The 13862-nt window shown below is 28.6% G+C and carries 11 protein-coding genes; 10 read left to right on the forward strand and 1 reads right to left on the reverse strand.

The window, feature by feature from the left end; genetic code table 11:
* The first annotated feature begins 232 nt into the window (after nt 1–232).
* The 4 genes from I2A66_RS00010 to I2A66_RS00025 all read left to right on the forward strand — a co-directional run bounded on the left by I2A66_RS00010 (nt 233) and on the right by I2A66_RS00025 (nt 6949).
* Nucleotides 233–1477 carry a hypothetical protein gene (locus I2A66_RS00010; RefSeq protein WP_147515663.1) on the forward strand — a complete coding sequence of 415 codons (1245 nt, stop codon included), beginning with the start codon at nt 233–235 and terminating at the stop codon, nt 1475–1477.
* Between the two features lie 11 nt (nt 1478–1488).
* Nucleotides 1489–2415 carry a glycosyltransferase family 2 protein gene (locus I2A66_RS00015; protein WP_195250723.1) on the forward strand — a complete coding sequence of 309 codons (927 nt, stop codon included), beginning with the start codon at nt 1489–1491 and terminating at the stop codon, nt 2413–2415.
* A 182-nt stretch (nt 2416–2597) separates the two neighbouring features.
* Nucleotides 2598–4877, forward strand: a complete 2280-nt coding sequence (locus I2A66_RS00020; RefSeq protein WP_195250725.1) for an N-acetylglucosaminidase — start codon at nt 2598–2600, stop codon at nt 4875–4877.
* Nucleotides 4877–6949, forward strand: coding sequence for an N-acetylmuramoyl-L-alanine amidase (locus I2A66_RS00025; protein ID WP_147515661.1), 2073 nt, complete (start codon nt 4877–4879; stop codon nt 6947–6949). Before I2A66_RS00020 ends, I2A66_RS00025 begins: the two co-directional genes overlap by 1 nt.
* A gap of 37 nt (nt 6950–6986) precedes the next feature.
* Here the strand turns inward: I2A66_RS00025 and I2A66_RS00030 are convergent, their stop codons facing one another.
* Nucleotides 6987–7955 (reverse strand): LCP family protein, encoded by a 969-nt coding sequence (locus I2A66_RS00030; protein ID WP_147515660.1) that lies wholly within the window; start codon nt 7953–7955, stop codon nt 6987–6989.
* A 267-nt stretch (nt 7956–8222) separates the two neighbouring features.
* On the opposite strand from I2A66_RS00030, the gene I2A66_RS00035 reads away from it, so the two are divergent.
* The 6 genes from I2A66_RS00035 (at nt 8223) to I2A66_RS00060 (ending at nt 13851) form a co-directional block, all read left to right on the forward strand.
* Entirely contained in the window at nt 8223–8729 is a 507-nt protein-coding gene (locus I2A66_RS00035) for a VanZ family protein (protein ID WP_122638508.1), read from the forward strand.
* A 287-nt stretch (nt 8730–9016) separates the two neighbouring features.
* Nucleotides 9017–9625 (forward strand): sugar transferase, encoded by a 609-nt coding sequence (locus I2A66_RS00040; protein WP_122638507.1) that lies wholly within the window; start codon nt 9017–9019, stop codon nt 9623–9625.
* A 21-nt stretch (nt 9626–9646) separates the two neighbouring features.
* Nucleotides 9647–10735: a glycosyltransferase family 4 protein gene (locus I2A66_RS00045; RefSeq protein ID WP_195250727.1), complete on the forward strand. Its 1089-nt coding sequence runs from the start codon at nt 9647–9649 to the stop codon at nt 10733–10735.
* Complete coding sequence (locus tag I2A66_RS00050; protein ID WP_195250729.1) at nt 10732–11832, forward strand: glycosyltransferase family 1 protein; 1101 nt, start codon at nt 10732–10734, stop codon at nt 11830–11832. Before I2A66_RS00045 ends, I2A66_RS00050 begins: the two co-directional genes overlap by 4 nt.
* A complete protein-coding gene (locus I2A66_RS00055) occupies nt 11833–12720 on the forward strand; it encodes a glycosyltransferase family 2 protein (RefSeq protein ID WP_122638505.1) in 888 nt (295 codons plus the stop codon). It abuts the gene before it with no gap.
* Nucleotides 12721–13851, forward strand: coding sequence for an EpsG family protein (locus tag I2A66_RS00060; RefSeq protein WP_122638504.1), 1131 nt, complete (start codon nt 12721–12723; stop codon nt 13849–13851). It abuts the gene before it with no gap.
* Nucleotides 13852–13862 lie beyond the last annotated feature (11 nt).

Raw genomic sequence — 13862 nt, forward strand, 5'->3', positions numbered from 1 at the left:
CAAGAATTAGGATGGAAACCAAAGTATAACTTTGATACTGGTATAGCTATGACTATTCAATGGTATTTAGATAATAAAGCTTGGTGGGAAAATATACTATCAGGTGAATATGCTGATTATTACGAAAAAATGTATTCAAATAAATAATGAGCCTATTAAAGATGATAAGTATTTTATCATCTTTAATATTTTAAGCGTAAAATTCTAAAATTAAAATTGGAGGGGGTATAGAATGAATTTTAGCGTATCATTAAACCCGTATTATTTATACTCGATAAGTTTATCGTTGATTTTAGTATTGTATAACTTAGGATGGTCTAATTTATATCCAAAGCTTTCAACAGTATCAATGATATTCTTTATAAGTACAATTATTATATCTATAGTATTAGGGTATTTTTATGATAAAAAATTTGTACAAAAAAAGGTTGATAAAAGAAATCCTTTAAATATAGGGATTTTAAGTATTTTAATATTATTAGGTAATGTACTAGAATTTATATATGAAGGAGCAATTCCATTTGTAGAAATTGCTATATTAAAAAATGACTATGTATATATACATTATGCTGGAATTCCAACATTCCATGTTATTTTATTTACATTTAATGCATTTTTAGCAGTATATACATTCCATAGATTACTTGTAGAAAAGAAAAAAATATATATAGTATATTTCTTAATTAACTTACTTCCAAGTTTACTTACATACAACAGAGGTATGTTAATGATGATTGTAATAAGTTGTGTAAGTGTATTTGTATTAGAAATGTGGAAGGGGCTTTTAAGCTTAAAGAATATAGCATTTTTATCTATATTTGCAATAGTATTTTTATATATATTTGGAATAATGGGTAATGTAAGGTCTAACTATAATCATGATACTAAAGGAAATGTAAATGATAGTACTTATATAATGGCAGTAGGAGAAGCAAGTGATAGCTTTAGAAACTCAATAGTTCCTAAGCCTATGTTCTGGGGATATATATATATGACATCTCCATTAGCTAACTTTGAAGAAAATGTAAGATACTATAATAATGTGCCATTAAATTTAGAAAATACATCAAAGTTTTTAAAGACATCTATATTACCTGATTTTATAGGAAAAAGAATTGAGAGTATATCACCACAAGAATATGATGAAGTGAAACAAGTGAGTCCTCATCTTACTGTCTCTTCAATGTTCTCAAGTGCATTTGTAAACTCGGGCTGGGGTGGAGTTATACTTATATATGTATATTTTGCATTACTTGTTTTAGTATATAGATATTTATTAGGTAATGATAGTCAGTTCCTTATAACAGGAATGGCAATTATGAATACTATTACTATGCTAAACTTCTTCTCAAATATGTTCACATTCTCAGGATTAAGTTTCCAATTAGTATATCCTTTATTATTTAGCTTACTATTTAGTAAAAGATGCTTTGATAAAGTAGTAGTATTATTAAGAAAAATTAAAATAGTAAATTAGGAGTGTTAATGATGATAGATATTTTGATGGCAACTTACAATGGAGAAAAGTATGTCTCAGAACAAATCGAATCAATTATAAATCAAACATATTCTGATTGGAAGTTATTTATAAGAGATGATGGTTCTAAAGATAATACGCTAAGCGTAATAAAGGAATACGCAAATAAGTATCCAGAAAAAATAGTTGTAATAGAAGACGGAAAAAGAGGATTAGGAGCAAAGCTTAACTTTGCAGAGTTAATGAAATATTCGAAAAATGATTATTGTATGTTTGCAGACCAAGATGATTTTTGGATTAATGAAAAAATACAATTAACTTTTGATGAGATGAAAAGACTAGAAGAAAAGTATTCTAAAAATACTCCAATATTAGTGCATACAGATTTAAAAGTTGTTGATTCTAACTTAAATATTTTAAATGAATCTTTCTGGGAGTACCAAAAACTTGATGCAAATAAAAGAGCATTAAATAATTTATTAGTACAAAACAACATTACTGGATGTACTATGATGATGAACAGGAAATTAATGGAAATGAGTATTAATATACCACAAGGATGTATAATGCACGATTGGTGGATAGGATTAGTAGCAAGTTGTTTTGGGCAAATAGGTATTGTAAATAAGCAGACTATGTTATATAGACAACATGGTGGAAATGAAGTTGGAGCACATAATTATAAGAGTTTAAAATATTATACAAGTAAGTTAAGTAATGTAAATAAGATAACGAAGAGTATAAATGACACTCTTGTTCAAGCTAAAAGCTTCTATGATGTATATAAAAATGATTTAACTAAAGAGCAAAAAAATACACTAATTGAATTTTATAGCTTAAAAGATAAAGGTTTAATTGGTAGAAAAGCATCTGTAGTTAAAAATAAGTTTTATAAAAATGGATTAGCAAGAAATATAGGATATTTTATATTTATTTAATTTTAATTTGTTTGTAGAATAAAGCCATTATTGTCTTTAGAAAAAGACTCTGATGGCTTTATTTATTGTCTAAATTATATGAATATTTGATAGGTGACTTCTTTTTTCGATATTTTATTATAATATAAGTGCAATTATGATAATATTATATAGAGGTAATATTTACATAAGGAGGAGAAATATTGAATATAAAAGTGACGTCAAAAATTATTACAGCTATATATGTAGCAAACTTAATAGCAACTGATTATTCATTTGCACTTGAAAATAATGCAGATATGACTACAGATGAAACTTCAATTGTGAATCAAAGTGTAGTTAAGTCAAGTAATATAATGTGTATCGACACACAATCAAGTGTAGTAAACAATGAAGACGTAGAAGTAAAGGGATGGTCATTGAATACAAGTGGGGTATTACAAGTAAAAGTATACGTAGATGGAAGGTATCATGGGAATGCAAATATAGGTGGGAGTAGAGCAGACGTAAATGCAGTATATCCAGGATATCCAGGAGGAGAAAATAGTGGATACTCATATACAATAGACAAGAACACTATTAGTAAAGGGGAACATATAATAAAAGTGGAGTCTATTGGTGTGGATGGAAGTGTCGACTATAGAGAAATCTCTATATACATGGAAAAGCCAGAAAATTTAATGTGCATAGATACTCAGTCTAGTGTAGTAAATAATGAGAACATAGAAGTAAGAGGATGGTCATTAAATATAAGTGGAGTATCACAAGTAAAGATATATGTAGATGGAAAATACTACGCAGATGCGAATACAGGTATAAGTCGATTAGATGTGAATGAAGTATATCCAGGATACCCAGGAGGAGAAAACAGTGGATACTCATATATCTTAGATAAAGATAGACTAACTAAAGGTGAGCATATTATAAAAGTAGAATCTATAGGAAATGATGGAAGCATAGATTATAGAGAGATATCTATATACATGGAAAAACCAGAAAATAGAATGTGCATAGATACTCAATCAAGTGTAATAAATAATGAGAATATAGAAGTAAGAGGATGGTCACTAAATACAAGTGGAGTATCACAAGTAAAGATATATGTAGATGGAAACTATTATGCTAATGCAAATATAGGTGGAAGTAGACCAGATGTAGATGCTGCATACCCAGGATATCCTGGAGGGAAAAATAGCGGATACTCATATATTATAGATAAAAATACACTAACTAAAGGTAATCATATAATAAAAGTTGAGTCTATAGGAACAGATGGGAGCGTAGATTCTAGAGAGATATCTATTAACCTGGAAAAGCCAGACCCAATAACGTGTATAGATAGTCCAAATGGAAATTATATTGTAAATAATAATGACTTAACTCTTAGAGGTTGGGCAGTTAATGCAAGTGGTGTAAACCATATAAAGGTATATGTAGATGGAGAATACTGTGGAAATGCAAATATAGGTGGAAGTAGATTAGATGTAAATTCAATTTATCCTCAGTATCCAAATTCAGCAAATAGTGGATTTAGTTATTCGATTGATTATAAAAAGCTTTCGTCAGGAAGCCATACTATAAAAGTTGAAGTTTACGGAAATGATGGAAGTGTAAGTGTAGCAACTACACAGTTAAATGAACTAAAAGTTATTGAAAGCAATATTTTAGATTTTACTTTTGATAAACATGTACAAAAGCAGATTGAAAAGGGAAGTAATAAAATATGGTCAACCAATTCATCAGGAAATTCAGTTTATGTAAATGCAACTGATGAAGAAGTAAGATGGTATATGGATTATAACAGTTTTAAAGATAGTAATAAAGATATGTTCCAATTTTTAAAAATAAATACATTTAGAAATCTTAAGTCGGCAAAAGAGCTTAATGACTTTTTAGATACTGTATTAAAAAATCCTAATACAAATAGCTTATCTGGACAGGGAGAAGCTTTTATAAATGCTGCCCAAAAATATAATATAGACCCATTATATTTAGTAGCACATGCGTTATGGGAAACAGGTTATGGATCTTCAACTTTATCTAAAGGAGTAACTTTAACGACAGACCATAAAGGAAATGTATTAGAAACACCTGTGACTGTATATAATTTCTTTGGAATAGCAGCAGTAGATAATAACGTAATATCAGGTGGAGCATCAAAGGCATACCAAGAAGGTTGGACAACACCACAAAAGGCAATAGAAGGTGGAGCTAAGTGGATATCTGAAAATTATATACATAGAGCTAAGTTTAATCAAAATACATTGTATAAAATGAGATGGTATTATGATACAACAAATGGAAACTGGCATCAGTATGCGACGGATATTAACTGGTCAAGAGGAATTGCAGGGTTAATGTATAGAATGTCAAGTATATATGATATAAATAGCGTACAAATGACTTATGAAGTTCCCAATTATAGTCAAAATTATTTTGTAAAAACAATAAATAAAATATTACAAATCATAGGGGGAGAATAATGCAATTAGTAGCAAAATTATTATCTAGCATTATTATTATAAACACATTATTCGTTAACTATTCATTTGGGGAAGAAAATATTACTACTAATAGTAATGATATAACTCCACCTATAGCTTATGAAGAGCAAATAGGAGAAGATGTTTTAGAAGAAAATATACATATAATAGAAGAAAGTGATACTAGTAATTTAAAGTCTAGCTCTATAATGTGCATAGATAGTCCATCAGGCATAATAAATGATGAGAATATAGAAGTAAGAGGATGGTCATTAAACTCAAGTGGAGTATCTCAAGTTAAAATATATGTAGATGGAGTATACTTTGGAAATGCTAACATAGGTGGATTTAGACCAGATGTAAATGATGCGCATCCAGGATACTTAGGTGGAGAAAATAGTGGATACTCATATACTATAGATAAAAATAAAATATCACCAGGTAATCATAAAATAAGAGTAGAATCTATAGGTACAGATGGAAGTATAGATACTAGAGAAACTATAATTGAAATGAAAAAAGGTACTGGATTAGTCTGTATAGATAGTCCATCAGGAACAATAAATAATGAAGATATAGAAGTAATAGGTTGGTCATTAAATCCAAGTGGAGTATCACAAGTAAAAGTATATGTAGATGGAATATACTATGGAGATGCAGCAATTGGTGGATCGAGACCAGATGTAAATGCGGCATATCCTGGATATCCAGGAGGAGTAAACAGTGGATACTCATATGCTATAGATAAAAGTAAAGTATCACCAGGAACTCATACAATAAAAGTAGAATCTATTGGTGTAGATAAAAGTAAATATTCAAGTGAAGTATCAATTGAAATGAAAAAAGGTACTGGATTAGTCTGTGTAGATAGTCCATCAGGAACAATAAATAATGAAGATATAGAAGTAAGAGGATGGTCACTAAATCCGAGTGGAGTATCACAAGTAAAAGTATATGTAGATGGAGCATACCATGGAAATGCAGCAACTGGTGGATCTAGACCAGACGTAAATGCTGCATATCCAGGATACCCAGGAGGAGCTAACAGTGGATATTCATATATAATAGATAAAAATACAATATCACCAGGAACTCATATTATAAAAGTAGAGTCAATTGGAGTAGATGGAAGTAAATATTTAATTGAAACATCAATTTTAATAAAAAAGCCAAATGCTAAAATACATATAGATACACCAAGCAATAGCTTTAATAAAAAAGAAAGCTCATATATGGAAATAAGAGGATGGGCATTAAATGCAAGTGGTGTTAAAAGTGTAAATATATATATGAATAATAAGTTTATGGGAAGTGCAACAACTGGAGGGAGTAGACCAGATGTAAATGCAGCGTATCCAGGATATACCAATGGAGAAAATAGTGGCTATCAACTAATAGTACCGACTGTAAATTTAATAACTGGGGTATATAACATAAAAGTTGTTGTAACAGGTAATGATGGAAGTGTTAGTTCCATAGAGCAAGTGTGTAGAGTTAATAATGGCGTTATAGTAATTGATCCAGGCCATGGAGGAAAAGACTCTGGAGCAGTTGGTTCAGGATTTAAAGAAAAGGATTTAAATATAGAAATATCACTTGCAACAGCAAATTATTTAGTTGTAAATGGATATGATGTAGTTATGACAAGAACATCAGAAATACCTTCAAATACAAAATTAGAATTAGCTGAGAGATCATCATTATCAAATACTTTAGATGCAAGTCTATTTGTAAGCATACATAATGATACATCTGAAGGAAATGGAAATGGTGCTCATGCAATTTATTCTATAAAAGATAAAAATGGAGGGCCAAGTAAGACCTTAGCTCAAAATATATTAAATAGTATAGCAAGTAATACAGTACAAAATATAGCTACTAGAGGAGCTTGGACAAGAACACTAGATGATGGAAGAGATTACTATCATGTAATTAGAGAAGTAAAAGCAACATCTGTTATAATAGAGTGTTCATATATGAATTTAACAGACATACAAGCAGTAAATACTCCTGCTAAAAGAATTAAAATGGGAGAAGCAATAGCAAAAGGGATAATAAAAACTATAGGATAAAAAAACACCTCTAAATGAGGTGTTTTTTATTTGAAAATTATCCATTATACTCTATATTGTTAAATATAAAATCATGTAATATATCTAATGAATCTTTTTCATATTGAAGAACCCAACCTTTACCATCAACTATACCACCAGTTGAGTTGACATTATCATCAATTGGGAATTCCATTTGTGTTATTCCATTACCTATTAACCCTAAAATATTAGTACCAAGTGATAATATTTTTCCCGCTTTCATATTTGTTTTAATATATGGAAGTATTGTATCTAGTAAAGCAGGATATTTAGATACAGGTAGTTCTTTTAGACTTGTAGCAAGACCTTCTATAAGTTGTCTTTGTCTTTTATCTCTTTCAAATGCAGTATCGTTATATCTTATACGAGCATAAGCAAGAGCTTGATAACCATTTAATTTATGTACTCCAGCAGATTTTATATACTCTATACTTCCTTTATTGCTATTAGTGTTTAAATTATAACAATCACCGATATACCTATTGAACTCTTTGATTACAGAACTATCTACATCAACAGATACTCCACCAACAGTATCAACTATATCCATAAATGAAAAGAAATCAACAACAGCATAATTTTGTATATCTAATTCAAAGTTTTTTTCGATAGTTTCAACTAATAAGTTAATACCACCATAAGCGTAAGCATGAGTTAGCTTCTCTTTACTATGACCTGGAATATCAACATAACTATCACGAGCTAATGATGTAAGCTTTAAGCTTTTATTTTTGTTATCAACTGTAAGTATCATCATAGAATCAGATCTAGTACCATTATCATTAGTACTTCTACCATCTGTACCTACTAATAAAATATTAGTAATTGATTTATCTGATTTATAATCTTCACTATTAAGTATAGATTCATCAGCTGTACTATCGTGCATACTATTAAGTTTATAATATACATATCCAAAAGCTGTAGCCGGTATAGCTATAATTAAAATAACTAATCCAATTACAATTTTCTTTAATTTTGACAAAATAATCCCTTCTTTCGCATATTTTTTAAGTATAACTAATTATATTCCATTGAGGAAATATATTCAATAGTATAAAAATTCAAAAACGAATATAAAGTATATTTTTTCCAAAATATATTTTTGTTCTTTTGTATATTACTTATAATTAGCAGTTATAGCACATTAAATTCAAGTTATAAGAGTTATTAAATTTGAAAAAAATTACAATATAAAATATAATAGCTTTATATATATGAATAAATATAATATATACAAGGAGATTGGATTATGAAAAAGGCTATATGCATTGTATTACTAATATTAGCTATGGGAAGTATGTATTATTTCTCAAGCCAAGAAGGGTATACATCATTTCAACAATCACATAAAGCAGTAGAATTAATAGATAAGGTTAGGGATAAAGTAACCTTAACAGATGAAAGGTTAATAAGTATAAAAGATAAAATATATAATGAGTTAAGAGGTTATGACAAAGAATATATAGTAAGAAAAGCAGCACACTTTTCAATTTATGCATGTATAGGAGCATTTATGTTATTAGTATTATACCTATTTACTAAGAAGGTAATGTTCTCATCTGTATTTAGTTTTATACTAACAGCCATGTATGCAATATACGATGAAAAAAGACAATTACAAGTAAGTGGAAGAGTAAGCAGTATAACTGACGTGTTTATAGACTCTAGTGGAGCGCTTTTAGCAATAATATTTTTATCAATATTACTTGCAACTGGAAAAGGAATAGGATTTATATTAAATTGGAAACGAAAATAATAAAATTAAAAGTTGTATAAAGATGAGTAGTATAATTCATTTTTATACAACTTTTTTATTTTATAAAAGTAGTACCGGTTTGAGTACTATATTATTAATACAAAAGTAGTAGTTTGTTATAAAAAAGTGGAACTATAGTGTAATTTACTCAATATACTACCAATTGATAAAATTATTATAAATAATATATGAAAGAATATAATCTTTAAGGGGGAGAGAGTAATTATATTTGATATACTTTAGCAAGTATAAGTAAAAATAATTGGGTAAAAGTAGGTAATTGGAGAATGAGTAGTTTTTATAAAAAGATAAAGCGTATTATAGATATTACGCTATCCTTAGTAGGACTTATAGTTTTATTTCCGATATTTTTAGTTTTAATAATAGCAATAAAAGTAGACTCCAAAGGACCTATTTTATTTAAGCAGAAAAGAATTGGAATAAATAAATCTGAATTCTATATTTTAAAATTTAGAACTATGAGAATTGATACTCCTAAAGATATGCCAACACACTTATTAGAAAATCCAGATGTGTATATAACAAAAGTAGGTAGATTTTTAAGAATGACGAGTCTAGATGAACTACCCCAAATTATAAATATTTTAAAAGGTGATATGAGTATAGTAGGTCCTAGACCAGCTCTTTGGAATCAATATGATCTTATACAAGAGCGAGATAAATATGGAGCTAATAATGTAACTCCAGGACTAACAGGATGGGCTCAAATAAATGGAAGAGACGAGTTACTTATATCTGTAAAGGCGAAATATGATGGAGAATATGTGCAAAACATGTCTTTATATTTTGATATGAAATGTTTTTTTATGACTTTTATAAAAGTTTTAAAAAGGGATGGAGTAGTAGAAGGAAAGAAAGATAAAGCTATTAATTAGTTATTGGGGTAGGTAAGTACTATGAATAAAAAAGTTTTAATTTTATCAAATCACTTTGTAACAATACATAAGTTTAGGCAAGAATTAGTCATGAATCTGGTTGAAAGAGGTCATGATGTAGTAGTATCTCTGCCTTACTCTAATGAAACCGAGAGAATAGAAGATTTAGGCGTAAGAACTATAAATACTTATGTAGATAGAAAAAGTATAAATCCAATAAAAGATATAAAGTTATTTATAGAATATATAAATCTTATAAGACTAGAAAAACCAGATATAGTTGTTTCTTATACTATAAAGCCAAACGCTTATGGAGGGATAGCATCTAAGCTTTGTAAGTGTGAGTTTATAGCTAATGTTACAGGGTTAGGAAGTGCATATTATAAAGGTGGATTTGTAAAAAAAATAGTAAGTGCATTGTATAAAATGGGATTTAAATCGGCAAAATCGGTGATATTTGAGAATGAAGGAAACGCGCAAGTTTTAATTGATGATAAAACTATAAAACAAGATCAAGCTGTAGTAATGAATGGTGCAGGTGTAAATCTTGATAAATTTAGTTTCTGTCCAATGCCTTCTGGAAATGTTATAAGGTTTTTATTCGTTGGAAGAATTATGGCTGAAAAGGGTATAGAGGAGTTATTTGAAGTAATAAAAAGAATAAGATCAGAGTATAACAATGTAGAGTTTAGCTTTATAGGTTGGTTTGAAGATGATTATAGTGAGATAATTAAGGAGTTTGAGGAGAAAAACTTTATTAAATATTATGGTTATCAAGATGATGTAATTCCTTTTATAAGGAATTCTCACTGTATAGTTCTTCCTTCATATCATGAGGGGATGGCTAATGTTTTACTTGAAGGAGCGGCTATGGGACGAGCTCTTATAGCTAGTGATATTCCTGGGTGTAGAGAAGCAATTGTCGAAGGTAAAAATGGATGGACTTGTAAGGTTAAAGATGTAGATGACCTTTATGGTAAGATTAAGAGGTTTATTGACCTTTCTTATAATGAGAAAGTTAAAATGGGTAAGTTTGGAAGGTGTCATATGGAAGAAATTTTTGATAAGAAAAAGGTTGTTAAGTTGACTGTTGAGGAGATAGAGAGATGATAGAACCTATAAGAATACTTCATATTGTTACATATATGGGGCGTGGTGGTCTTGAAACTATGATAATGAATTATTATAGAAATATTGATAGATCTAAGGTTCAATTTGACTTTCTTGTGCATAGAGAAGATAAAGCTGATTATGATGATGAGATAGAGTCTTTAGGGGGGAGAATATACAGGATTCCAAAATTAAATCCTTTCAGTATTTCATATTTAAAGTCTTTAGATAGTTTTTTTAGAGAACATAATGAGTATAGGATTGTTCATTGTCATCAGGATTGTCTTAGTTCTATACCTCTTAAGTATGCAAAAAAACATGGTGTGACTTTTACTATAGCCCATTCACATAATGTAAATCAAGATAGAAATTTTAAATATTTAATAAAAATGATAGCTAAGAAAAGTATTACAAAATATGCAGATTATTTATTTGCATGCGGAAATGATGCAGGAAAGTGGATGTTTAATACTGAAGATTTTAAGATTTTAAATAATGCGATAGATACAAATTTATATACTTATAATGAAGAAATAGCTAAACAGATAAGAGAAGAGTTAGGAATAAGAGATAAGTTTGTTGTGGGTCATGTTGGAAGATTTAATCCTCAAAAAAATCATAAATTCATAATTGATGTATTTAAGGAAATAAAGAGAATAGAAAATGATAGTGTATTACTTTTAGTCGGTGATGGAGAGCTTAGGCAAGATATAGAATTAATGGTGTCAAATATGAATTTGAGAGATGATATTAAATTTCTTGGTATTAGAGAGGATGTAAATGATTTAATGCAGGCTATGGATGTATTTTTATTTCCATCATTATATGAGGGTTTAGGTATTGCTTTAATAGAGGCTCAATCATCTGGCTTAAAGTGTATAATATCGGATACTATACCTAAAGATGGTATTCTTACCGATAATGTAGAATATTTAAACTTAAATGATGATCCGAAATATTGGGCAAAAAAAGTTTTAGATTTTTCAATTGGATATGAAAGATTTGAATTAAAAGATGAGATAGAGAAAGCTGGATTTGATATAAAATCTAATACAAAATGGTTAGAAGAATTTTATATGAAAAGGTGGAGTGTATAGATGGTAACATTAACAGTTTTTACACCAACTTATAATAGGGGGTATATTCTTCATAGGTGCTATGAGAGTTTAAAAAAACAAACGTGTAAAGATTTTAAGTGGTTGATAGTAGATGATGGATCTATTGATAATACTAAAGAATTAGTTGATAGTTGGATAAAAAATGATAATGGATTCGAGATAAATTATGTATATAAAGAAAATGGTGGCATGCACACGGCACATAACAAGGCATATGAGTTAATTGATACAGAATTAAACGTATGTATAGACTCAGATGATTTTATGCCAGATGATTCGGTAGAAATTATCACTAGTTTTTGGAAGAGGAATGGAAGTAATAAGTACTCTGGAATAGCATCTCTAGATAATTATAAAAATGGTGATATTGTAGGAGATAAATTTCCAAATAAAAAATCGATGAGATTGTGTGATTTTTATATTAATGGTGGGACAGGAGATAAAAATCTTATTTATAGAACAGATATAATGAAAAAGTATCCTCCATATCCGGAGTTTGAAGGTGAAAAATTTGTGCCTTTAGATTATAAATATTTATTAGCTGACCAGGAATATGAGTTGCTTATATTAAATAAGCCAACTTGTACTGTTGAGTATTTAGAAGATGGATCTAGCAGGAATATCTTTAAACAATATTATAAAAATCCTAAAGGGTTTGCATTTATGAGGAAGGTGCATATGAAATATGATAAAAAAATAAAGCATAGGTTCAAGTCATCTATACATTATGTATCTTCAAGTATAATTATGAAAAACAAGGATGCTTTAAATGAATCACCACAAAAAATACTGACAATATTAGCATACCCTTTTGGGGTGTTACTGTATTGGTTAATAAGAATAAAAAATAGAGAGGTAGCTAAATAAATGGAAGTGTATATATTCATGCTGTGCTGGGTTATTGTTTTTGGAATAATGTCACAGATGACTTCTAAATATATTGCTGTTGGAAATGAAGTATATGAAAGTAGAGTAAATATATTTATGGCGTTTGTAACATTTTCAGTAATAATATTCTTTTCAGGACTTAGAAGTGGTATAGCAGATACTTGGACATATATAGATATGTTTAAAGAGTATCCACTACTTTCAAGTGCTAAAGATGTTATTTTTGATAGTGAAGCTAGAGAACCTGGATTTAGATTGTTTTCTATTTTAATAAAAACGTATATATCTGATGATTTTCATATATGGTTGTTTATCATAGCATCAATAACAGGTATATGTATAGTTTATACGTTATATAAATATTCTAGTAATTATGGACTAAGTGTCCTTCTATTTATGTTATCTTGTCAGTTTACATGGATGTTAAATGGAATGAGACAATTCTTAGTAGCAGCTATTATGTTTGCGTGTACAGGTCTCATATTAAATAGGAAATTTTTACTTTATGTAATTATAGTATTATTACTTTCTACATTTCATTTATCTGTACTTATTATGATACCAGCATATTTTATAATTGTTGATGAACCTTGGAGTAAAAGATCAATGATATTCATAGCAGTGATAGTTTTTGCATTAATATTTACTGATAAATTTACAAGTTTACTTGAAGTTGTAATAGAAAATTCTGATTATGCATCTTCAATGAATGAGTTTAAAGATACTGATGATGGAACTAATGTAATAAGAATTTTAGTTGAGTCAGTACCAGTAATATTAGCATTTATATATAGAGATATATTAAAAGATAAGTTAACACCTATAATAAAGATTAGTATAAATATGTCATTGATATCTAGTGGGGTTTATATAATATCTAAGATCGCAAGAAGTGGTATTATGTTAGGCCGATTACCTATTTACTTTTCTTTATACAACTTAATACTACTACCATGGTTAATAAAAAATATATTTGCAAGAGAAGAAAAACGGTTAGTAAACTACTCTATGATTGTGCTATATGGAATATTTTTTTATTACCAAATGGTAGTCGCATGGAACGGTGTAGGTTATTACAGTGATATATTAAATATATTTTTAAGTAGTTAGATAATTAAAAA

The sequence above is a fragment of the Romboutsia sp. 1001713B170207_170306_H8 genome, assembly GCF_015550495.1.
GTDB lineage: Bacteria > Bacillota > Clostridia > Peptostreptococcales > Peptostreptococcaceae > Romboutsia_E.